Source organism: Idiomarina sp. MD25a (assembly GCF_001870515.1).
In the GTDB taxonomy this organism is placed as follows: Bacteria; Pseudomonadota; Gammaproteobacteria; order Enterobacterales; family Alteromonadaceae; genus Idiomarina.
The window spans coordinates 100,814-124,698 of the sequence record NZ_MDGT01000001.1 but is presented as its reverse complement, the minus strand read 5'-3'; the positions used below and the strand labels follow the sequence as shown (position 1 = coordinate 124,698).

The window sequence follows — 23,885 nt, the reverse complement described above, 5'->3', positions numbered from 1 at the left end:
TAAAAATCAGCCATAATAGTTGGTCAAAGGTGTATGTCAGACATTCAACAACGTCACAGTAATGGGGTAAGTTTTTGAAGTTCTTAAAGCGATTCGCATGGATAGTCGCCATTTTGGGCGTGTTGGGGATATTGGCCGTAGGTGGACTCTACCTTTACGTAAAACCCGAATTGCCGAGCGTCGAGACATTAAGGGAAGTGAAACTGCAAACCCCAATGCAGGTATTCACAAAAGATGGCCAAATGATCTCTCAATTCGGCGAAAAGCGTCGGATTCCGGTTAAGCTCGAAGATGTCCCACAAACCATGGTTGACGCATTCCTTGCAACCGAAGATAGCCGCTTTTATCAACACTTTGGTGTTGATCCCATTGGGGTTGTGCGAGCATTCGGTGTGCTAGTTACTACCGGCGAAGTCAAAGAAGGTGCGAGTACTATCACCATGCAGTTGGCGCGAAACTTTTTCTTAAGTTTTGACCGAGCCTGGATGCGAAAAATCAAAGAGACCTTCATTGCGCTACATATTGAGCAGCTGCTTACTAAAGACGAAATTCTTGAACTCTATCTGAATAAAATTGCATTCGGTCACCGCGCGTATGGTATTGGTGCTGCGGCACAAGTCTATTATGGCAAACCTTTAAGTGAATTAAGCCTAGCGCAAATGGCGACTATTGCGGGCTTGCCTAAAGCGCCTTCTAACCTGAACCCGATTAGTAACCCAGAAGCTTCAAAGGCACGCCGTCGAGTGGTTTTGTTGCGTATGCTCGACGAGAAAAAAATTACTCGGGCGCAATTTGACGAAGCCGCAGAAGCGCCTGTTACTGCTCGCCGTCATGGCGCGGAGGTTACGGTAAATGCGCCGTATCTTGCGGAGATCGTGCGTCAAGATATGGTCGACCGTTTTGGCGAGGAAGAAGCCTATAACGGTGGCTATAACGTCTACACCAGTGTGAGAAGCGATGTACAACTAGCTGCTCAACAAGCTATTTGGGACAACCTGCATGGCTATGATGAACGCCATGGCTATCGCGGTCCTGTAAGTGTGTTATGGAATGAAAAAGAGGATCAGCCTGCATTAAGCCAGCGCGAGGTGGAGCAATACTTAGAGCGCGTCGACCGCATTGGCGCAGTGACTCCTGCGGTTGTCATGGCGCTTGAAGACCAGTCGGCAGAAATTATTATTAAAGGTGATGAACAGCTTACCACGCTCGATTGGGACGCCATGAAATGGGCGCGCCCCTACCTTAATGAGGAACGTCAGGGCGAACCGCCTGAACGCGCGGCTGATATTTTGCAGCCTGGGCATGTGATCTATGTGCGCTCAGTCGGTGAAAATAACCGTCTGCGCTTGGCACAAGTGCCGGAGCCTAGTTCAGCTATTGTCTCTTTAAAGCCCGAAGACGGTGCAGTCGAAGCTGTCGTCGGTGGTTATAGTTTCAATTTGAGTCAATATAACCGTGCCCTACAAGCAGCACGACAAGTGGGCTCTAATATCAAACCATTGATTTACTCGGCTGCGTTTGAGCAAGGCTTCACGTTGGCTACCTTAGTCAATGATGCACCGATTAATCAGTGGAATCCTGGAGCGGGTATCGCTTGGCGTCCCAAGAACTCTCCAGATGTGTATGAAGGGCCGATTCGTTTGCGCAAAGCGCTGGCGAAATCTAAAAACGTGGTTTCTGTAAGGCTGATAAGAGAAATCGGCGTCAAAACTGCTGCAGATCATATTGCTAAGTTTGGTATTCCACGCGATTCCATTCCGGAAAATGAATCAATTTCGTTAGGGTCGTTATCCATGACACCGATGGAAGTGGCGCGCGCTTATGCAACGTTTGCTAATGGCGGGTTTCTTATCGAGCCTTATGTTATCGAGCGGATAGAAAATGGCGATGGTGAAGTTGTGTACGAAGCGAACCCCCAACGCGCTTGTGAGGACTGCGATAACCCAGCGCCACGTATTATCTCTGAGCAGAACGCGTTCTTGGTCGCTCAGGCGATGAACTCAGCGGTATGGGGTGGCGGCAGTTGGGCTCACAAAACCGGCTGGAACGGTACATCTTGGCGTATTCAACGCTCAAAACCTATTGTTAACGTAACTGGTCGTGCGATTACAGGTAAAACCGGTACTACCAACGATGTGAAAGATACCTGGTTCTCAGGCTTTACCACTGGTCTGGTGACAACCACATGGGTGGGCTTTGACGATGTATCACGCGAGTTGGGCCGCACTACCATGAACCCATTACTGAGTAGTAAAGAACAACCAATCTCAGGAGGTGAAGCGGGTGCGAAAACCGCATTGCCAGGGTGGATCTTATTCATGGAAAAAGCGGTCGACAAATTTCCAGCCGATGACTTTACCATTCCACCCAACGTGGTGAGTGTGAGAATTGATATGGAAACGGGTAAGTTATCGCATCGAAACGACTACACCAGCCGCTTCGAGTATTTTATCAGTGGCACCGAGCCGACTGAATATGCTCAGGACGAGCGTGATAATAAAGATATCTTTAATAACGAAGACGGGTTGTTTTAACCCGTCACCGTTAGTTTTGCCAATAATTGGTTGAGATCTGATTGGACCCCGCCGGCAGTGACATGCTTACCTGCGCCTGGGCCGCTAATAACCAGTGGCATTTCTGAATACCAATCGGTGTATATCACAAAGATATTCTCGCCAGGGATCAGGTTGGCGAGCATATCGCCTGCTGGAATATATTCGACACCTATTTTCGCACTGACCCGCCCCTCTTCAGAGACCGAGAAACTGGCGAGTAAGCGCGGCACATTACCGTCTTTAGCGGCTTCCTTAAGCATGGTATCCATTGGCTCGTCTAACTCGTGAGCTCGTTGTAAAAATTCACTGGCAGAGATATCGCGAAGACTTTCAGGCACTAAACTGCTCACGCTGATATCTTCCCAATCAAGTTTAAGACCAATTTCACGCGCTAAGATTAATAGCTTACGTACCAGATCCTGACAGGATAAGTCTTCACGTGGGTCGGGCTCTGAATAGCCGCGCTTTTTAGCTTCCAATACTAAATCACTGAATTTGACACCGTCTGTGAAGTTCTCGAATAGCCAAGACATGGTGCCCGAAAAAATCCCTGAAATACTACGAATTTCGTCACCGGAACCGCGCAGATCGTTGATGGCATAATTGAGCGGTAGGCCTGCACCGACCGTAGTGTTATACAACCACTCGCGCTTATACTCATGTTGAATCGTGCGAATTTCGCGATACAGTGCCTCCTCAGCAGACCCTGCTCGCTTATTTGCGCTGATAATATGTAAACCATTAGCAAACAAGCTCGGGTACAGTTGAGCGACCGGCTTCGCGTCGGTTAAATCAATCATGACGAGTTCATCATAGGGGGCATTAGGTAATTCGCGCAGTAACTCGGTTAGCACGTAAGGACGTGATAAACGGTCAAACCCTGCTTGCCACTCATTTAATTCGACGCCGCTATAGTCAAGCCAGAGCTTCTTAGAGTTAGCGATACCGATAACACGTACATCCATCACCTGGTTAATGCGGTCACGTTGTTGGCGGAATAAGTCCAACCAAGCAGTACCAATGTTACCGCGACCAATGACTAACACGCCTAAGCTACGGCGATAGTTAAATAACTGGCTATGAAGACGATTGAGTAAACGGTTGTCGAGCTTTTGTTCTAATATTGCGACCGCAGAACACCCATCTTCGCTGACGGCAAAGCGGCGCACCTTCTGTTCGCCCAACTGGAGTTTGAAGGTGTTGTATTGATCCGTCTCTTGAATGCGATTACCAACCAGTGCCACCATTGAATAGCCGTGGATTTGCGTAACTGCATTACCCGCATTGATACGATCGAGCCAGTGGCTGATGTAGTTCAAGTGGTTTTGGTGGAAAACCAAGTATTGCTGATGTTTTTCGGGTTCGGTCCAGCTTACCAATGGCGTTAAATCGAGCGCCTCAAGTTGTTTGACGAGTTCGCGGTCGTTGAGTTCGACTTTAAACAATACAACTTCGGACAAAGATGTGAATACTTTGCCCTTGGGCTCTGTATGTTCGAAATTGCCAATACGGGTCTGTTGATTTTCGACTTTTAGACTTGAGCGCACAGAAATGACCATGCGATCGCGGTCAACAGGTTGGAATGTACGCGGGTGTAGTACCGGACTGCCTAATCGAGCCAGCTCTTCTGCTTCACTCCAATCTAAGGTCGACAAACTGACGACACGTTCTATCTTACGCGGATCGGCTGAATAAACACCGGCGACGTCTTTCCAAATAGTGACTTGCTTTGAATTAAGTAAGCTACCAACCAACGTTGCAGAATAGTCACTGCCGTTTCGACCTAATGTGAGGCTCTCACCGTTTAAGCCTCGTGCAATAAAGCCTGTGACAATAAATCGTGTGCCGGGAAACGGTGCTACGCGGTTCAATAGATTGTGGCGCGATTCCAGCTCCTGAATGACGGGTTCGGGGGCGTCTTCAGCCTTTAGGAAGTCACGTGCATCAATATGGTCCGCTTTAGTACCTTGTTTCCTTAATAATGCCGCAAGGAGTCGAGCTGACCAAAGTTCACCGTAAGACAGCAGTTCTGCTTCGTGTTCGATAATTTCTTTACCCGCAACGAAGTCGCGGAAGCGTTGAAAATCAACAGTCGACTGCTCAAGGATAGGTGCTGCAAATTCGCTGCCGAGTAGTTCGAGGATTAACCCTTGCTGGAAACGTTCCAACTGATCGAGCAAAATGTCAGCGGTATCACCCGACTCCTTTTGAGCTTTGATAATCGCAAGAATCCGATTAGTGGTATCACCTGCCGCCGAAACAACAACAACATCGCTTGCGCCTGCATATTCAGTTACAATACGCGCCACTCGACGGTAACAAAAAGCGTCAGCCAAACTACTGCCGCCAAACTTATGCACTTGAACGTTGTCTGCAACCGTTCGAATCTGGTCTAAGCTCGGCTCTACGCTCATTGGCGATACCCCTCAAATATATGAATTAACTGATGTAAATACTAAGGCTAAAACATCAAACACCAAATGTCAGCAAATTTTAGCCATCTAGACGGATAAAATTTGACCTTCATCTGGGATTGAGTAAAATTCAATATAACTTATATGGTTTTTGACTAAGGCAGGACTCTCACGATGAAGTGGAATGGTGACTATATCTACCCCTACGCTGAGCATGGGCGAAAGAGCGAACAGGTAAAAAAAGTAACAGTATCGATACCGACTCGCGTGCTCAAAGTGCTCACTGATGAGCGCACCCGCCGTCAAGTTAAGAACTTGCGTCATGCTACGAATAGCGAGTTGCTCTGCGAAGCTTTTTTACATGCTTTTACGGGGCAACCACTGCCAACAGACACTGATTTAGAAAAAACTAACCCAAATAAAATTCCCAAGGCGGTACGAGAGGAATTAGAAGCCCGTGGACTTCCAATTCCTTCTGATGACGAGCTTGATACGCCTTAATCTCTCATGTAGTTATCAGGCAGCGGGATCTTCGCGACACCGGACTCGACCGCTGCCTCCGCCACTGCTCTAGCGACTCGCTGACACAAGCGCGGGTCCATCGGTTTAGGAATAATGTAATCTGGGCCGAAAGAGAGCTTATCAATACCTGCAGCTTTTATAACTGCGTCGGGTACTTCCTCTCGAGCGAGTTGGCGAATCGCTTCAACAGCAGCGATCTTCATCTCGTCATTAATGGCGGTTGCGCGCACATCTAAAGCGCCACGAAACATGAAAGGAAAACACAACACGTTGTTTACTTGGTTGGGATAATCTGAGCGCCCCGTGCCAATAATAATGTCGTCGCGTGTCTGTTGGGCTAACTCAGGTTTTATTTCTGGATCGGGGTTAGAGCACGCAAACACAATAGGCTTATCGGCCATCAACTTGAGTGCATCCGGCGATAGCAAGTCTGGCCCCGATACGCCCAAGAACAAGTCTGCTCCTTCAATGACTTCCTCAAGTGTGCGCTTATCTGTGTTGTTGGCGAACAGTGCCTTGTATTCGTTGAGATCTTCTCGACGCGTATGAATCACACCTTTCGAGTCGAGCATGTATATATGTTCACGCTGTGCGCCACATTTAATCAGTAGTTCCATACAAGCAATGGCTGCGGCACCGGCACCCATACATACAATATGTGCATCTTTAAGTGATTTACCTTGGATTTCCAGCGCATTTAACATGCCCGCCGCGGTCACAATAGCCGTACCGTGTTGGTCATCATGAAAAACCGGCACGTTGCACTTTTCAATAAGCGCTTGCTCGATTTCAAAGCATTCAGGCGCTTTAATATCCTCGAGGTTAATACCGCCAAAGGTATCAGCTATGTTGGCAACGGTATTAATGAAGTCTTGAGTCGTGCGGTGGGATACTTCGATATCAATTGAATCAAGCCCAGCAAAACGTTTAAATAATAGCGCCTTACCTTCCATGACTGGCTTAGACGCCAGCGGTCCTAAGTTACCTAAACCAAGAATCGCGGTGCCATTAGAAATAACGGCGACCATGTTGCCTTTCGCCGTGTATTTATAGGCATTATCTGGATCTTCAGCAATGGCTCTAACAGGCTCAGCCACACCAGGGCTGTAGGCAAGTGCTAAGTCTTTAGCGGAGTCAGCTGGTTTAGTGAGTTCAACAGAGATCTTACCCGGTGTAGGGTATTGATGATAATCCAACGCTTTTTGGCGGAAATCTGACATTTAGGCAACCTGACAAAATGAGTAAAGGATGATGCATAAGGATAAAGGCAATTGCGAAAATAACAAATCTTACCTGCTTAATTGGCTTCTTTGGGTCAGGCTAACTTTTCATGTGTTTAAAAACGCACCAGTTAACTTTTCGTTAACAATGCTTGGTCTGGGCAGGGTAGAAACGAAAAAAGGCGCCATTTGGCGCCTTCTTCATAAAAACGTGCTGAAAAGCCCGTTTTAATACGTTTTGTGTTCGGGCTATTATTTTTTGCCCAAAGAACCAAAACGTTTCTTGAATTTGTCGACACGACCACCGGTGTCCATTACACGTTGCTTACCAGTGTAGAATGGGTGGCACTCTGAACATACGTCGATGTGTAGATCTTCTACGCGAGTAGAGCGAGTTTCAAATTCGTTACCGCACGAGCAAGTCACTTTGATTGCTTCGTACTTAGGGTGAATACCTTGTTTCATGGGAATACCTCAAGTTGGGCCACATCGCTATCCAGTCGCCTCTTTTGCGCAGGACACCATGTGTAAAAAAACAACAATGTTTAAGAGCGCGGCATTTTATGCGATCTTCACTGATCATTCAAGAGGCTTATTGCGCTTGTTTTATCTTTAATTGCGTTTCAGAATAGCGGCATGATAGAGAGCCCGCATTACATAGAAGTCGCCTTACCGTTGCCATTGCGGCGCGTCTTCACCTACCAATACACATTGTCCGAGCCTGCGGTAGTTGGTGCTCGCGTGCGAGTACCTTTTGGTCAGCGACAATTGGTCGGCATTGTAACCGAGCTGAATGCGAGCGCGCCGGAGAACTTTGAAGCAAAACCTGTGCTGGCGCAACTCGATGCCCAAGCGGTTTGGAAAGCCGAATTGTGGGAACTGTTAAATTGGGCGTCCGACTACTATCAGCATAGTCTGGGTGATGTATTTGCCAATGCTTTACCGGTATTGTTAAGGCAAGGAAAGCCCCTCGGTTATGCGCCAGTTACCTATTACGAGTTGGCGCAAAGTGCGCCGAGTCCGAGTGACACTGTGCTAAACCGCGCGCCAAAGCAGAAGCAATTACTCGAATTGTTGGCACGAGGTCGAGTCAGCGCTGCACAACTTAAGCAGGCTCAGATTAGTACCACAGCCATCAGTGCTGCCTGCGATAAAGGCTGGGTGAGACGCATCGAAGAAAAGCCGGAGCTGAAGGCACAACAACATTGGCAGATGGCGCTAGGTGAAGAGCCACTGGCGGTCAACCAAGAACAGGCAGTTGCATTAAGTGCGATAAAGCAAATCGAAGATCACGCGTGCTGCTTGATCGAGGGCGTCACTGGTAGTGGTAAGACAGAAGTATACTTACAAGCGATTGAGCGTGTTTTGTCAGCGGGACGCCAAGTGCTGGTGCTGGTTCCTGAGATTGGACTGACGATGCAGACAATCAAACGTTTTAAGCAGCGCTTTGAGGTACCTGTCGAGGTCTTACACTCTAATCTTAATGATACTGAACGTCTTCATGCTTGGCTCAACAGCCGTTCGAATCGGGCAGCTATTGTTATTGGAACACGTTCAGCCATTTTTACCCCGTTTGCTGACTTAGGCATGATCGTCGTCGATGAAGAGCACGACTTGTCCTACAAGCAGCAAGATGGATTCCGCTATCACGCTCGCGATATTGCTATAAAGCGCGCGCAATTACTTGATATTCCGATCATTCTAGGCAGCGCTACGCCTGCGCTAGAGACTCTTAATAATGCCGTTAATCAGCGCTTTCATTGGTTGCAGCTAACTCAACGCGCCGGTGTTGCAGAAAACGTTGAGCATGAACTTATAGACTTGAAAGGTCTACCGATGCAGGCGGGCTTGTCGGAACCGTTGCTGCAGCAAATAGAACAAGAGCTAAGCAAGCACAACCAAGTGCTTTTGTTTTTAAATCGGCGTGGGTTCGCGCCGGCGCTTATGTGTCATGAGTGTGGCTGGATTGCTCAGTGTAAACGTTGCGATGCGTATTATACGTTGCACCAAGCACAACGGCGCCTCCATTGTCACCATTGCGATAGCCAACGGCCTGTCCCAAAGCAGTGTGAGCAGTGCGGCTCAACACATTTAATATCGCATGGCGTGGGTACCGAACAACTCGAAGACTTTCTTAATCAGCGATTCCCCGAGCACAGCGTTTTGCGGATAGACCGGGACTCTACACGACGCAAAGGCGAGTTAGACGCACACTTAAAATCGGCCTCCGAGCATAAAAATCACATTTTGGTGGGTACCCAGATGCTCGCCAAGGGGCACCATTTCCCCAATGTGACTTTAGTCGCGCTGTTGGATGTCGATGGCGCTTTGTATAGCGCTGATTTTCGCGCGCCAGAGCGGTTGGCTCAGCTGTTTACACAAGTATCGGGTCGCGCGGGTCGGGCTCACAAACGCGGCCGTGTCGTTCTACAAACGCATCATCCCGAGCATGACTTAGTGCAAGATTTGCTAAATAATGGATACCAACACTTTGCGCTAACGGCTTTGGCTGAACGGCAGGCGACAGCGCTTCCCCCGTTCAAGCATTGGGCGCTGGTACGCGCTGAGAGTACTGACAAAACGCAGGTGGTCGAGGCATTGAATCATATGGCTGCTTGCTTACCCGAGGTCGCTGGCGTCATGGGCGTCGGTCCGATTCCCGCGTTAATGGAAAAACGCGCAGGTCGTTACCGTTATCAATGGATACTGCAGACGACATCGCGTAAACAACGCTATCAAGTCGTTAAATATTTACTTAGCCAGTGGGAAAACCTCAGTATTCTCAACCGTATACGATGGTCGTTGGACATTGATCCACAAGACTTCACATAAACGCGCAAAAACAGGTAAACTAACCCTCTTATTGTGAATCACTTTTTCTTTCCTTTTTAACGTTAATACAGGTAGTCGTGTCGATGAAAGAGCAACTTGAACAGTTAATTACTGATGCTGTGGGCCAATTAAAAGCTGACGGTATTCTTCCTACGGATCAGACCGTGAAGATTCAGTTGGACCGACCACGAGATAAGTCACACGGCGACTTTGCGTCCAATCTGGCGTTGATGCTGGCAAAGCCTGCAAAAATGAATCCGCGTCAATTAGCGGAAAAGGTGATTGAAGCGATTCCCGCGAATACGTTGATTGCCAAAACCGATATCGCTGGACCTGGCTTTATTAACTTTACGATTGCACAGGACCAGTTAAAAGGTCAGTTAACTACTATGCTGAGTAGCGCTGATCTCGGTATTCAGCCTGCTGAAAAGCCAATGACCATTGTCATTGATTATTCATCACCTAACTTAGCGAAAGAAATGCACGTAGGTCATTTGCGCTCAGCGATTATTGGCGATGCGGTATCGCGTACCGCCGAAATGCTGGGCCATAAGGTGATTCGCCAAAATCACGTAGGTGATTGGGGTACTCAATTTGGGATGTTGCTGGCGCACATGGAAGAGCTGGATAGTGAAGCGGCTAACTATGAGCTCAGCAACTTAGAAACGTTTTATAAAGCCGCCAAAAAGCGCTTCGACGAGAGCGAAGACTTTGCTGAGCGGGCGCGTGAATTAGTCGTGAAGCTGCAGTCAGGCGATGACTACTGTTTGAAGCTGTGGAATCAGTTTATTGATGTATCGCTGGCTCACTGTCAGGAAGTGTATGACCGTTTGGGTGTGAAGTTAACCCGTGACGATGTGATGGCTGAAAGTGCGTACAACGACCGCTTGCCGAGCGTTATCGAACACCTTAAAGAGCAAGGTCTGTTAGTCGAAGACCAAGGCGCGCAGTGCGTATTTTTAGACGAGTTTAAAGGTAAAGAAGGTGAACCCCTTCCGATTATTGTGCAGAAAAAGGGCGGCGGTTATTTGTATGCGACTACTGACCTGGCTGCAATCCAATATCGTCAAAAAGAGCTCGGTGGCGACTATCTGATGTATTTTGTCGATGCGCGTCAATCTCTGCACTTCGAACAGATCTTTACTTTAGCGCGTAAAGCCAAATTCATTGAGGGTGATATCAAAACCCAACATTATGGATTTGGTACTGTCATGGGTAAGGACGGGCGTCCTTATAAGAGTCGCGACGGAGGTGTGACTAAGCTTGCTGACTTATTAGATGAAGCGGAGCGTAGAGCCCTTGAGCTGTTACAGCAGAAGAACTCTGATCTGACCGCAGAACAGCAAGAAGCGGTCGCGAAAGTGGTGGGCATCAGCTCAGTTAAGTATGCTGACTTATCAAAAAACAGAACATCGGATTATATTTTCGATTGGGATTTAATGCTCACGTTTGAGGGCAATACGGCGCCTTATCTACTTTATGCGTTTACTCGCGTGAATAGTATTTTCGATAAGTTAGGTGAGCGTTCATTTGATATGGACGCTGAATGGTTGCTAGAAGATGAGCGTGAGCTTGCGTTAGCCAATCAACTGGTTCGGTTTGAGGAAGTGGTTAACCGCGTATTCGACAAAGCCATGCCGCATTTCTTATGTGGTTACTTGTTTGAACTCGCAGGTTACTTCTCAAGCTTCTATGAGGCTTGCCCAATCCTCAATCAAGAGGATGAGGCAGTGCGTAATAGCCGACTGAAGTTAGCCCGTTTAACAGCGAACACGCTCGAAAAAGGTTTATCATTGCTCGGTATTCCAACGTTAGAAAAGATGTAAGTTATGGATTACGCAAACCGTAAACCAAAGCCGAAAAAGAAGCCGGGCAAGTCGACCGCTCAACGTGGAAAGTCCAACCGCGGTGCGGCGCCAAAGCAAACTAGACAGGTTCCTTGGTTAGCTGTTGTCATTGTTATAGCGCTCATTGCATTTTTTGTATACGGCTTGATAACGATTAAGGGCGATGGCGATAAAGCCAAGCAGACACAACCCGCTGACACACAAGCCGTCGATGACCTGCCAGCTAAACCGCAAGAAAAATGGCAGTACATTGAGGAGCTGGAAAGTAAGCAAGTCGAAGTCGACGTGCCAGAGCGAGAGCTCGGTCCACCTAAATTAATGCAATGTGGTTCGTTTCGGAAGCAGTCTGATGCGGAGCGGCTAAGAGCCGAAATCGCGATGGCTGGACTAGAGAGTCAAGTGCGAGGCACCGAGGGTTCCAATGGCCTTTGGTATCGCGTGATTTTGGGTCCTTATGAAACTAAACGAGCCGCCGAAAGAGACCGTCACAAACTGCAACGCGCTAAGATATACGGTTGTGCAATTTGGAATTGGAATCTCGACTAAAACCGCATAAAACTGCAAAGGCATCTTAGGATGCCTTGAAATCTCACCGGTAAACCCTCAAATAGTCAGTAATCGCGTTGCAGCGTTGCCTGCAACTCACCGTATTAGCTAGAGAGGGTTTTGTTTTGACCACGATAGTATCCGTAAGACGCGGCGATAAAGTCGCAATTGGTGGCGATGGCCAAGTATCACTCGGTAACACCGTCATGAAAGGCAACGCCAAAAAAGTCCGCCGTTTATACCACGACCAAGTATTGGCTGGCTTTGCAGGCGGTACTGCCGACGCATTTACGCTGTTTGAACGCTTCGAATCAAAGCTCGAGCAACATCAGGGTAACTTGATGCGCGCAGCTGTTGAACTCGCAAAAGATTGGCGTACTGACCGCGCGCTGCGTCGATTAGAAGCGCTGCTGGCTGTCGCCGATAAAGAGACCTCATTGATTATCACGGGTAACGGTGATGTCGTGCAACCTGAGAATGATCTGATTGCTATCGGCTCAGGCGGACCCTACGCGCAAGCTGCAGCAACCGCCATGTTAGAGAATACCGAATTATCGGCGCGCGACATTGTAGAAAAGTCGCTCACTATCGCAGGCAACATTTGTGTTTATACAAATGGGTACCAAACCATCGAAGAGCAGCAATCCATCGCTGCGTCAAAAAGTAAGTAGGGGATAAATGATGTCAGATATGACCCCAAGAGAAATTGTTGATGAACTTAACCGTCACATCATTGGTCAAGATAAAGCTAAACGCGCAGTTGCTGTAGCACTTCGTAACCGCTGGCGTCGGATGCAGCTTGATGATGATTTGCGTAATGAAGTTACGCCCAAGAATATTCTAATGATCGGTCCAACTGGTGTAGGTAAAACCGAGATCGCGCGTCGCTTGGCTAAACTTGCCCGCGCACCGTTTATAAAAGTAGAGGCGACAAAATTCACTGAAGTGGGTTACGTGGGTAAAGAGATTGAATCCATTGTTAAAGACCTAACGGATGTTGCGGTTAAGCAAAAGCGCGAAGAAATGATGCAGAAAGTGCGTTATCGCGCCGAAGAAGCAGCAGAAGACCGTATTTTAGATGTTTTATTACCGCCCGCGCGTACCTCAGGGGGCTGGGGTGCAGAAGAAGACAAAGGTAATGATGACCAGCGTCATTCGCGCCAAGTGTTTCGTAAGAAGTTACGCGAAGGTAGTTTAGACGACAAAGAGATCGAAATTGATTTAGCGATGCCGCAAATGGGCGTTGAGATCATGGCGCCGCCAGGCATGGAAGAAATGACCTCACAGCTACAAAACATGTTCCAGAACATGGGCAATGATAAGACCAAGAAACGTAAAATGAAGATCAAAGATGCGTTTAAGCAATTGATCGACGAAGAAGCGGCTAAGTTGCTCAATCCCGATGAGGTTAAAGAAGCTGCGATCGAGTCTGTTGAGCAAAACGGTATCGTGTTCCTTGATGAGATCGACAAGATCTGTAAGCGCGGTGACAGCAGTGGTCCTGATGTCTCTAGAGAAGGTGTGCAACGCGACTTACTGCCATTAGTTGAGGGCACTACGGTAAATACCAAACATGGCATGATCCGCACCGACCATATCTTGTTTATAGCGTCAGGCGCGTTCCAGATGAGCAAGCCGTCGGATTTGATTCCAGAATTACAAGGCCGTTTGCCGATTCGTGTTGAGTTGGACGCGCTGACAAGTGGTGACTTTGTAAGAATTCTGACAGAGCCGAATGCGTCGCTAACGACTCAGTACAAAGCATTGCTCAATACCGAGGGTGTTGAAATTGGCTTTACTGACGATGGCATTCAACGAATTGCAGAAATCGCCTTCCATGTGAATGAGACCACCGAGAACATTGGTGCACGTCGGTTACATACAGTGCTGGAACGCTTGATGGAAGAAATTTCCTTTAATGCGACTGATCATAGCGGTGAAAGCATTAGCGTTGACGCTCAGTATGTCGATAAACACATTGGTGAGTTATCGCAAGATGAAGACCTAAGCCGCTTTATTCTATAACGGCCGGCTATCTAAGCCGTTGCCAACGAAGATGGCAACGGCTCTCTTCCTAATTTTAGTTCGTTTTCAATCAGTTGTTCTGCTAACTCAAGCTTAATCGGCGGCGAATAGAAATAGCCTTGCATCATGTCGCACCCGAGCTGCTGCAGAATGTCTTGCTGGTCCTGAGTCTCGATACCTTCAGCAATAACACGTTTACCTAAACCGTGGGCTAAGCGAATCATCGCTTTTAGAATAGTGGCATCGGTTCGGTTGACTTGCAGTTCACTGACAAAACTACGGTCTATTTTAATTTTACTAATGGGTAATGAGCGTAAGTAAGCAAGTGAGCTATGCCCGGTACCAAAGTCGTCGATAGCGACCATAAAGCCAATATCACGTAATCTTCGAATGACATCCATACCATTGCTGAGATCAGACATTGCAACCGTTTCAGTAATTTCTAACTCTAAAACACTTGCGTCTAATTGGTGCCGATCCATAAGCTCAGTCAGATGCTCTACGAGTTTTGATTGCTGGAATTGTTGTGCCGATAGGTTAACCGCGATAGGCCAAACATGGTTAAATCGCGTTTGCCAATCCTTCAGAATCTCTGCAGCGCGCTCGAGTACCCAGTTATCCAATAACTCGGTTAAGCCAAGTTGCTCTATATGCGGAATAAACTCGGCTGGAGAGAGTAATCCGCGCTCGGGGTGTTGCCAACGGATTAATGCTTCAAAACCACAGAGCTGCTGATAATCAAAATCAAACTGAGGCTGTAAATAGAGTACAAACTCGTTTTGTTTAAATGCCTTACGTAAAATAGGCTCCATATCAATCAGCTGTGAAAATGCGTCGTCCATACCACGTTCGTAGAAGGTAATGTTAGACGCATTCTGATGCTTAGCTTCGGTTAAAGCGAGTGTCGCCTTATTAAGCAGTATTTCTGCGTTCACACCGTGCTGTGGATAGCGTGAAATACCGACCCCAACCGACAACGAAATCTGCCGTTGATTGACTTCGATGGGACGAGAAATTTCTTTTTGTAACTCTTTAGCTAAATCAAGAATGTGGCGACGACTTTTCAGATGATCAAACATGACCGCAAAGACATCACCACTGATGCGGGCCACGGCAATAGGTTTGCGATTAAACTGTTGTAGACGTCGGGCGATCTCTTTTAGCACCTGGTCACCGCCCCGAATGCCTAGTCGTTCATTGACCGATTTAAAGCGTGAGACGCCGAGTAGCATGACAGAAAGGTGGCGATTGTTAGACCGACAATAATCAACTAAAACTGGGATTTTACTTACTAATTGATGGCGGTTTGCAACCCCCGTAAGTGCGTCATGAGTATGGAGGTATTCGGCACGCTGCACCGCATAAAATGAAGTAGAACGCTCGGAATCAAGCAGCCAGATGACAATTCCGACCATGATGATAGTTAAGAAAACAATGGTGAATAAGCCTTGAGCGCTGATAATCCAGTCTAAGTAGATGGTTGTGGTAAACAACAAAATAGCCGAGAGAATCAGGTTTTTAATGGCTAAGAATAAGAATGCGAAGGCGACTATTTTTGGCCCAAAGCCTGGTGGTATGCGCAAAAACATGAACAAACTGATACCCAAAAAGAGCAAGGCAGGTACGACAAATCTTGGTAACTCAGATTCGAAGACAGTGAGTTCGCCCGCTTGATTGGAGTACATCCAAACTACCGTAAGAATGGCCGCCGCCGCGGTTACCAAGAGTAGAATCCGGCGCGTCAAAAAGCTGGGATCACGTTCTTTAATGGCGTTGAATGCGCCGAGTGCGATATAAGTTAACGCAACGTAATGTAAAAAAATCGAGCCGCTATAGAGACTCTGATTCGCCCATTCGGGGTAAGTCGTGCCGATCAGCGCACTCGCCGTCAGTATTGCCCTGATGAACTCGCTTGCACCATAACTTAAGCAGGCTATAGACCAATCACTCAGATAGCCTTGTTGGTACGATTTAAAATAAAAGCGTAGCAAACCCGCAAACCCCAATAACATAAGGGTTTGGATGACGTGAGTTAATGTTTCGATCGCCCAAGAGGTGACCAAATCGAGATCAGGCATCAGAAATAGTAATAATTATTGTTATAGTGGCATTAGATTACGCGCCATTGGTATGTTAATTCAAGTATAACTGTTCAAAGATTTTAACAAAGCCAGTATTGAGCATTTTTAAAACCACTAATTACCGTTATACTTACGTGAATTCGTACTGTCTAACGCAGGATACAGTCATGGAATACAATACCTCAGAACTTTGTGATTTATACCCAGATATGGTCGATGTTGTCGAACCTATGTTTGAGTCGTACGGGGGACGTTCATCGTTCGGTGGTCAGTTGGTCATCGTGAAATGTCATGAAGACAAAGGATTGATTGAGGAAATACTGAATCAAGATGGTGGCGGTAAAGTCTTATTGATCGATGGGGGCGGTTCAGTTCGCCGAGCATTGATCGATTTGGCGATAGCTGAGCAGGCACTTGATAACGATTGGGAAGGTATCATTTGTTACGGTTCTGTGCGTGATGTCGATGCCCTCGAAGAGCTCGATATTGGTATTTTAGGCGTCGCCTCAATTCCAGTGGGCGCCTCGAGCGAGGGTATTGGTGAGATGGATATTCCCGTTAACTTTGGTGGAGTGACCTTCTTACCCGAGGACCATATCTACGTGGACAGCACGGGTGTTGTTCTATCTCCTGAGCCACTTGATATCGAATAATGAAAAAGCCTGAGTTTTTAACTACCGACGATTTAAGCCGTTACGTTAAGCTTCGGCCACATGAAACTAAAGTCGGGCAAGCCATTAATGGCCTGCCCTCTGGTTCTTATTCTGAGGCGTTAGATAAAGCGTGGGAAATGGGCCAACGCGTTGCACTGGTCGGCGTGCCCGAAAGTATTGGTGTTAAAGGCAACCTCGGTCGTCCGGGTGCCGAGGGTGGCTGGCAGGCTTTCCTAGGTAGCTTCGCGAACTTACAGCATACGGGTTTACTTTCCACGCACGAATTGCTTCTTGTTGGTTCCGTCGACTGCAGTGATCTCATGAGTCAGGCAGAACCGCTAGACACCAATAATGAACACGACTTACAAACGATTCGACAGCTTGTTGAACGGATCGATGTGCGCGTTCAGGAAGTGGTGGCACCGTTATTCCAACGCGGATTTGAAGTTATTTTAGTCGGCGGCGGACACAATAACGCGTATCCCTTATTAAAGAGTCTTTCGAGTGCTAAACAGCAGCCATGTGGGGCTATTAACCTCGATCCCCATGCTGACTTTAGAGCCCGCGAGGGTCGACACAGCGGCAATGGTTTTAGTTATGCCTATGTCGATGGGGCTTTATCGCACTATCACGTTGTCGGTTTACACCAAGCCAAAAATTCCGCCTCAAGCCTGCGACAAATGGCGGATGCCGGTATGCGTTATCATGCGATCCACAGCATTATCGGACGCCCTTTTGCGGAAGTTATGGATGAAGTCGCCGCTAAGTCCGTCAGTTGGCAACGGCCACTGGGCATCGAGGTGGATGTCGACTGCTTGACAGGTGTTCCCGCCAGCGCAGTTAATTATAGTGGCTTGAGCCTTGCGCAAGGATTTAGTTTCGTGAAGCGTTTAGCCGAGCTTGAAGATGCTGCCTACTTGCATCTTGCCGAAGCAGCACCTTCATTATGCCCCACTGGCTTTGACGAGGGTTTGAAGCAAACCGGGCAAGTGTTAACTGAGCTCGTTATTGCCTATATGCTGGGACGTGAACGACGCCGTCGTACCAACGTTTAATGAGTGGATTTACGCCGAACTGATAAGTTAGTTCGGCGGCATCCTGAATATCCCATAAAGCTAAATCAGCTTTCATACCTGCTTTGATTTCACCGACTTGCCCATGCATGCCGAGCGCTTTAGCTGCGTTAACCGTGACGCCCCGCAAACACTCTTCTGGTGTTAACTTAAAAAAGGTCGCCGCCATTTGTAGCATCAGTTGCAAGTTGTGAATCGGTGACGATCCAGGATTAGCATCGGTCGCAACAGCCATCGGCACTTGGTGCTTACGCAGCAGTTCAACCGGCGGTACTTGGTCATCTCGGAGAAAGTAAAACGCACCGGGCAGTAGCACAGCGACGGTGCCGGACGCTGCCATGGCTTTAACACCTTCTTCGTCGAGTTGTTCTAAATGATCGGCCGAAAGCGCTTTAAATTGTGCTGCGAGCTGAGCACCCTGTTGATTGGTGATTTGCTCGGCGTGCAATTTAACGGGCAAACCTAAGGATTGAGCCGCTTCAAATACGCGTTGTGTTTGCGCGGGAGAGAAACCAATTGATTCACAGAACGCATCGACGGCATCCACCAGTCCCTCACCAGCAAGCGTTGGCAGAATACGTTCTACGATTTCGTCGATGTAGCCGTCGGCGTTATTTTTGAATTCGGGTGGAATCGCGTGAGCCGCCAGCAACGTTGTTTTCACTCGTACGGGTAATTGTTCGCCAACTGCGCGCGCCACTTGTAACTGCTTACGCTCGGTCTCAAGATCGAGGCCATAGCCCGATTTAATTTCAAGTGTTGTTACACCCTGCGCGATAAGTGCTTTAGCGCGCTTTAATGCTAATTGCAGTAGCTCTTCATAGCTTGCCTCTCGGGTTGCTCGTACGGTCGCGGCTATGCCGCCGCCGGCTTGCGCAATCTCAGCATAAGTAGCGCCATGCAGTCGCTGAGCAAATTCGTTAGCACGCGAGCCTGCCCAGACTAAGTGAGTATGGCAATCCACTAAACCCGGCGTCATTAAACCACCTTGACCGTCAAGCACTTCCGCGGTGGGTGTGGACGGCGCATCAAAAGCAGGTCCTGCCCACTCGATGTGGGTGCCGTTAACAATCACGATGGCATCTTCAATCAGTCCATAGTCTGATAGTTCAGCATCTAAAGTAACTAGTTGAATATTCTCGATTCGTTGCATGATGTATGGCTCTTACGATTCTGTTTGGCAAGATGATACTAATTAGATTAGCAAATACAGGTTGTATAGACAAATAATCTGATCTAAACTTTTTGGCATGTTCAACGCTTATGCCGCTGGGTGTCCTATGGCCAAATTTTCCAATATCAAACAATTCATTTACGACAAAATCGAGACAGGCGAGTGGCCGGAAAATCATCCTGTCAGCTCTGAAAACGCCCTCGCCGAACAGTTTTCTGTCAGCCGTATGACCGCCCGTCGTGCCTTACAAGAGTTGGCAGACGAAGGTTTGGTGATACGAACTCAGGGCGCTGGCACTTTTGTGGCACCGATTAAGTCACAAACATCGTTTATGGCGATTAAAAACATTGCTGATGAAGTACGCGATCGTGGTCATGAATACCGCGCCAAGGTTCATCATTTACGTATTCAGGATGCATCGAGCCAAGTTGCCGAGGCATTACAAATTGAACCGGGCAGCGAAGTCCTGCACTCCACCATCACGCACTTGGAAAACGACTTACCGGTGCAGTTAGAGGAGCGCTATGTAAATCCTAAGTTGGTGCCCGACTATTTAAAGCAGGATTACACCAAAGTGACGCCCCACGAATATTTATGCGTGGTTACGCCGCTGACTGAAGCGAGTCACCAAATTGAAGCGATTCATCCGATTTCTTCGGTGTGTCAATTACTACAAATTAGTCGCGATGAACCGTGTTTGCGAATTATACGCCGGACATGGAGTTCCGGCGGCGTCGTGAGCTACGCCATCCTGACTCATCCGGGCTCACGATTCAAATTGGGCGGACATATGAACTTTGATGCGCCAAAACCAGATTAGAAAAGGAGTTAATCATGTCATTTACCCGTTTAGATAAGTCGCGCGTTATCCGCGCTGATCGTGGCGCAGAATTAACCTGCGCGAACTGGCAAATTGAAGCTGCTAAGCGCATGTTAATGAATAACCTCGATGAAGAAGTGGCAGAACACCCACAAGCGCTCGTCGTATATGGTGGTATTGGTCGTGCGGCACGCAGCTGGGAGTGTTTTGACAAAATCGTTGAAACGCTAGAACGTTTAAAACCGAACGAGTCACTGTTAGTCCAATCTGGCAAACCTGTCGGTGTATTTCCTACTCATGAGAACGCGCCGCGTGTGCTTATTGCTAACTCTAATTTGGTACCCGAATGGGCGAATTGGGAGCACTTTAACGAACTCGATAAAAAAGGTCTGATGATGTACGGTCAGATGACCGCTGGCTCTTGGATTTACATCGGCTCACAAGGCATTGTTCAAGGCACCTATGAAACCTTTGGTGCGGTAGCGCGCAAACACTTTGAGGGTGAAGCGGCCGGGAAATGGATTCTAACCGGTGGTCTGGGTGGCATGGGTGGTGCTCAACCACTGGCTGCAACGATGGCGGGCTTTTGTATGCTCGCGGTTGAGTGTGATGAAAGCCGCATCGACTTTAGACTTCGCACAGGTTACGTGGACCACAAAGCGACCAGTTTGGATGACGCGCTGGAATTAATGAACAACGCTATGTCGGAAGGTAAAGCCGTTTCTGTTGGGTTACTCGGTAACGCGGCCGATGTTTATGAAGAACTAAAGCAGCGTAATGTTACGCCCGATGTGGTGACCGACCAAACCTCAGCGCATGATCCGTTGCATGGTTATCTGCCGCAGGGATGGACACTCGAAAAATATCAGGCTGAGCAAGATAACGATCCACAGGCGACTGTGCTTGCAGCCAAACGCTCAATGGCAGTGCAAGTTAAAGCAATGCTGCACTTCCAGCAACAGGGTGCTGCGGTACTGGATTATGGCAACAATATTCGTCAGATGGCTCAAGATGAGGGTGTTGCTAACGCCTTTGATTTCCCAGGCTTCGTACCAGCCTATATTCGTCCGTTATTTTGCGAGGGTATTGGTCCGTTCCGTTGGGTCGCTCTTTCAGGCGATCCAGAAGACATTTACAAGACCGACGCCAAAGTCAAAGAGCTGATTCCTGATAATCCACATTTGCATAACTGGCTGGATATGGCGAAAGAACGCATTAGTTTCCAAGGCTTGCCTTCACGTATTTGCTGGATTGGTCTGAAGGATCGTGCCCGGATTGCGAAAGCGTTTAACGAAATGGTGCGTAACGGTGAGTTAAAAGCGCCTATCGTCATTGGTCGTGACCACCTCGACAGCGGCTCGGTTGCGAGCCCCAACCGCGAAACCGAGAGTATGGCGGACGGCTCCGATGCTGTATCTGATTGGCCGCTACTGAACGCACTCTTGAACACCGCAGGCGGCGCGACTTGGGTCAGCTTACACCACGGCGGCGGCGTGGGGATGGGTTATTCCCAGCACGCGGGTGTGGTTATCGTTGCCGATGGCACCGACGAAGCTGAGCAACGTTTGGGCCGTGTGTTGTGGAATGACCCGGGCACCGGGGTGATGCGCCATGCTGATGCTGGCTACGATATCGCGAAGAACTGTGCGCAAGAACAGGGGCTTGACTTGCCCATGCTCGAGAAATAAGGAGTAACAATGAGCCAATTTCCATTAAATCCTGGTCAGCTTACATTGGCTGACCTCCGTGCGTGGTACTTCGAACCACAGCAGCTTAAGCTCGCGGAATCCGCTATCGAAGATATTGAGCGATCGGCAGCGACTGTACAAAAAGTATTGGATAAAGGGCGCGTTGTTTACGGTATTAATACCGGCTTCGGCTTGCTCGCCAATACACGCATTCCACCCGAAAAGTTAACCGACTTACAGCGCCGTATTGTGCTGTCACATTCGGTCGGTACGGGTGAGCTTATGGACGATGAAGTCGTCCGTCTAATGCTATTGCTAAAAATAAACTCGTTGGCGCGCGGCTTCTCGGGTATTCGCCTAAAAGTTATCAATGCGCTTACTGCGCTACTGAACCATCAGGTCTATCCGTGTATTCCGAGCAAAGGTTCGGTTGGCGCATCCGGTGATCTCGCGCCTTTGGCACACATGGTGCTGCCGTTGTTAGGAGAGGGCGAGGTGCGTGTTAAGGGTGAACGTATGCCCGCCAAAGAAGGCTTGGCAAAAGCTGGTTTAGAGCCGTTCGAGCTGGCGCCAAAAGAAGGCCTTGCGTTGTTGAACGGTACGCAGGCATCCACCGCATTGGCATTAGCTGGATTATTTAAAGTGGAGCGTGTGTTCCATAGCTCTATTCTTGTAGGCGCATTGTCAGTGGAGGCAGCGATGGGGTCACGCGCACCGTTTGACGCGCGTATTCACCAAGTTCGCGGACAAATCGGACAGCAACAAGTGGCGGCTGCATTCCGTGATATCCTGACTGATAGCTCTGAGATTGCTAAAGATCATGAAAATTGTGAGAAGGTTCAAGACCCTTACTCGTTGCGTTGCCAACCTCAGGTGATGGGCGCGGTTTATGATCAATTGAAGCATGCGGCGACAATTCTAGAACGTGAAGCGAACGGTGTAACCGATAATCCGCTCGTGTTTAGTGAACAAGAAGATATTATCTCGGGTGGTAACTTCCATGCTGAGCCTGTTGCTATGGCGGCAGATATTATCTCTATCGCGGCGAGCGAGATCGGTGCAATGTCAGAACGCCGCGGCGCGCTATTGATTGATAAGCATCTGAGCAACTTGCCTGCGTTCCTAGTCGAGGAAGGTGGTGTGAACTCGGGCTTTATGATGGTGCAAGTGACTGCGGCAGCGCTTGCCTCAGAGAACAAAACCTTAGCTCATCCAGCGTCGATTGATAGCCTGCCAACCTCAGCGAACCAAGAAGATCATGTTTCCATGGCAACCTTTGCAGCGCGTAAAATCAGTGATATTGCTGACAATATCGCCGATATTGTTGCTATTGAGTGGTTAGAGGCTGCGCAAGGCTTAAACTTTAGAAGGCCATTAAAAGCCAGTGCAAAATTAGAAGAAGTGTTCGCTATTTTACGCGAACAAGTCGACTACTATGATGAAGATCGCTATTTTGCACCGGATATCAAAGCAGCGAGTGATTTGATTAAGTCGGGTCGCTTAGGCGTGACGCTAGCGGACATAACGCCCGCTTAATCACGTTTAGCCAATACGACAAAACGGCCTGTAAATTCAGCCACAGGCCGTTCATCATCCATGATCTGGGCTTTCATCATCATACGCGCGTTCTTGCCCTCTTTTAGCGCTGAGAAATCACCCGTTACATCACTTAAATAAGCGACCGCACGCGGCTCTCTTGAAACCGGCTTGTGATAGTGGATGTTAGCGTCGCCGAGCACCACCGAGCCTTCCAATTCGCGCTCGAGCAATTGCAAATGCAGCAGCCCCCAGCAAGTGAGCGTACCTAAGGAATAGATACTGCCTGCGAACATGGTGCCATGCACGTTGATATTACGTGACAGTTGAGCGCGCGTTTCAAACATGCGACCCGTATATTGGTGGATTTTGATACCCATAGCATCCGATATAGGAATATCTTTTGCCCAAGTATTCTGTAATTCTTCACACCATTCTGGGCGATAGATAATACGGTTTTGCTCACTGAACGACTTTTTAAGCTGGTGTTCTGCCATTGGATTTTTGACGGTATCAGCCTCTTCAACGACTTGGTATCCACACTTCTTATAAAAACCGATTGTGGTATCGCGAGAGTTAATAATAACGTGAGTGGCTCCCTCGGCGCGGGCTGCGCTTTCGAGCGCAAAAATAATCGCTACGCCATGGCCCTCGCCACGATACTCAGGCGCCGTGGCCATAAACCGTATTTGTGCCTCTTCCGGGCTGTTAAAGTGTAATCGACCAACGGCGACAGGGTCGTTTGCCTCATTGACGACCATACGATGCAAACCGACCTGATCATACTCATCCTGTTCTGAACCTAAGGGGCGTTGAAAAGGCTCACGTAGTACACGCCATCGTAAGTGAAAGTACTTTTCAAACTCGGCATCAGTGGTTGGGGTAATGACTTTATACAT

Annotated in this window: 18 protein-coding genes; 12 read left to right on the top strand and 6 right to left on the bottom strand. The window is 48.3% G+C overall.

Translation table 11 applies throughout. The features are described 5' to 3' along the window. Positions 1–74 precede the first annotated feature (74 nt). A complete protein-coding gene (locus tag BFR57_RS00590) occupies positions 75–2,534 on the top strand; it encodes a penicillin-binding protein 1A (protein ID WP_071462152.1) in 2,460 nt (819 codons plus the stop codon). On the opposite strand, the gene BFR57_RS00585 is transcribed toward BFR57_RS00590, so the two are convergent. Beyond that, positions 2,531–4,969 carry a bifunctional aspartate kinase/homoserine dehydrogenase II gene (locus BFR57_RS00585; protein WP_071462151.1) on the bottom strand — a complete coding sequence of 813 codons (2,439 nt, stop codon included), beginning with the start codon at positions 4,967–4,969 and terminating at the stop codon, positions 2,531–2,533. The two genes, BFR57_RS00590 and BFR57_RS00585, sit on opposite strands and share 4 nt — an antisense overlap. Positions 4,970–5,143: 174 nt before the next feature. Between BFR57_RS00585 and metJ the strand changes: the two genes are divergently transcribed. Further along, positions 5,144–5,470, top strand: coding sequence for a met regulon transcriptional regulator MetJ (gene metJ, locus BFR57_RS00580; protein WP_071462150.1), 327 nt, complete (start codon positions 5,144–5,146; stop codon positions 5,468–5,470). Here the strand turns inward: metJ and BFR57_RS00575 are convergent. After that, on the bottom strand, positions 5,467–6,711 hold the full coding sequence (locus BFR57_RS00575) for a malic enzyme-like NAD(P)-binding protein (protein WP_071462149.1): 1,245 nt from the start codon (positions 6,709–6,711) through the stop codon (positions 5,467–5,469). The genes metJ and BFR57_RS00575 overlap by 4 nt on opposite strands. Positions 6,712–6,963: 252 nt before the next feature. Continuing rightward, the gene (gene rpmE / locus BFR57_RS00565) at positions 6,964–7,176 is read right to left on the bottom strand and encodes a 50S ribosomal protein L31 (RefSeq protein WP_071462147.1); all 213 of its coding nucleotides are present in this window, start codon (positions 7,174–7,176) and stop codon (positions 6,964–6,966) included. Between the two features lie 171 nt (positions 7,177–7,347). On the opposite strand from rpmE, the gene priA reads away from it, so the two are divergent. From priA to hslU, 5 genes are all read left to right on the top strand, one after another. Further along, complete coding sequence (gene priA / locus BFR57_RS00560; protein ID WP_071462146.1) at positions 7,348–9,543, top strand: primosomal protein N'; 2,196 nt, start codon at positions 7,348–7,350, stop codon at positions 9,541–9,543. A gap of 83 nt (positions 9,544–9,626) precedes the next feature. Continuing rightward, positions 9,627–11,369, top strand: a complete 1,743-nt coding sequence (gene argS, locus BFR57_RS00555; RefSeq protein WP_071462145.1) for an arginine--tRNA ligase — start codon at positions 9,627–9,629, stop codon at positions 11,367–11,369. A 3-nt stretch (positions 11,370–11,372) separates the two neighbouring features. After that, the gene (locus BFR57_RS00550; RefSeq protein ID WP_071462144.1) at positions 11,373–11,936 is read left to right on the top strand and encodes an SPOR domain-containing protein; all 564 of its coding nucleotides are present in this window, start codon (positions 11,373–11,375) and stop codon (positions 11,934–11,936) included. A gap of 125 nt (positions 11,937–12,061) precedes the next feature. Next, complete coding sequence (gene hslV, locus BFR57_RS00545; RefSeq protein WP_071462143.1) at positions 12,062–12,607, top strand: ATP-dependent protease subunit HslV; 546 nt, start codon at positions 12,062–12,064, stop codon at positions 12,605–12,607. A gap of 10 nt (positions 12,608–12,617) precedes the next feature. After that, positions 12,618–13,961 (top strand): ATP-dependent protease ATPase subunit HslU, encoded by a 1,344-nt coding sequence (hslU, locus tag BFR57_RS00540; protein WP_071462142.1) that lies wholly within the window; start codon positions 12,618–12,620, stop codon positions 13,959–13,961. Between the two features lie 11 nt (positions 13,962–13,972). Here hslU and BFR57_RS00535 read toward each other — a convergent pair whose 3' ends face one another. Further along, positions 13,973–16,039, bottom strand: a complete 2,067-nt coding sequence (locus BFR57_RS00535; RefSeq protein WP_071462141.1) for a bifunctional diguanylate cyclase/phosphodiesterase — start codon at positions 16,037–16,039, stop codon at positions 13,973–13,975. A gap of 170 nt (positions 16,040–16,209) precedes the next feature. Here BFR57_RS00535 and rraA point away from each other — a divergent pair, with 170 nt between their 5' ends. Together rraA and BFR57_RS00525 are read left to right on the top strand one after the other, a co-directional pair. Further along, positions 16,210–16,695 carry a ribonuclease E activity regulator RraA gene (gene rraA / locus BFR57_RS00530; protein ID WP_071462140.1) on the top strand — a complete coding sequence of 162 codons (486 nt, stop codon included), beginning with the start codon at positions 16,210–16,212 and terminating at the stop codon, positions 16,693–16,695. Next, on the top strand, positions 16,695–17,750 hold the full coding sequence (locus BFR57_RS00525; RefSeq protein ID WP_071462139.1) for a formimidoylglutamase: 1,056 nt from the start codon (positions 16,695–16,697) through the stop codon (positions 17,748–17,750). Before rraA ends, BFR57_RS00525 begins: the two co-directional genes overlap by 1 nt. Here the strand turns inward: BFR57_RS00525 and hutI are convergent. Further along, positions 17,701–18,921 carry an imidazolonepropionase gene (gene hutI / locus BFR57_RS00520; RefSeq protein WP_071462138.1) on the bottom strand — a complete coding sequence of 407 codons (1,221 nt, stop codon included), beginning with the start codon at positions 18,919–18,921 and terminating at the stop codon, positions 17,701–17,703. The two genes, BFR57_RS00525 and hutI, sit on opposite strands and share 50 nt — an antisense overlap. Positions 18,922–19,048: 127 nt before the next feature. On the opposite strand from hutI, the gene hutC reads away from it, so the two are divergent. The 3 genes from hutC to hutH are packed head-to-tail and all read left to right on the top strand — an operon-like array spanning position 19,049 to position 22,986. Then, positions 19,049–19,762 (top strand): histidine utilization repressor, encoded by a 714-nt coding sequence (hutC, locus tag BFR57_RS00515; RefSeq protein ID WP_071462137.1) that lies wholly within the window; start codon positions 19,049–19,051, stop codon positions 19,760–19,762. A gap of 14 nt (positions 19,763–19,776) precedes the next feature. Next, a complete protein-coding gene (gene hutU / locus BFR57_RS00510; protein ID WP_071462136.1) occupies positions 19,777–21,450 on the top strand; it encodes a urocanate hydratase in 1,674 nt (557 codons plus the stop codon). A 9-nt stretch (positions 21,451–21,459) separates the two neighbouring features. After that, positions 21,460–22,986 (top strand): histidine ammonia-lyase, encoded by a 1,527-nt coding sequence (gene hutH, locus BFR57_RS00505; RefSeq protein WP_071462135.1) that lies wholly within the window; start codon positions 21,460–21,462, stop codon positions 22,984–22,986. Here hutH and BFR57_RS00500 read toward each other — a convergent pair. Then, positions 22,983–23,885, bottom strand: a complete 903-nt coding sequence (locus BFR57_RS00500) for a bifunctional GNAT family N-acetyltransferase/hotdog fold thioesterase (RefSeq protein ID WP_071462134.1) — start codon at positions 23,883–23,885, stop codon at positions 22,983–22,985. The genes hutH and BFR57_RS00500 overlap by 4 nt on opposite strands.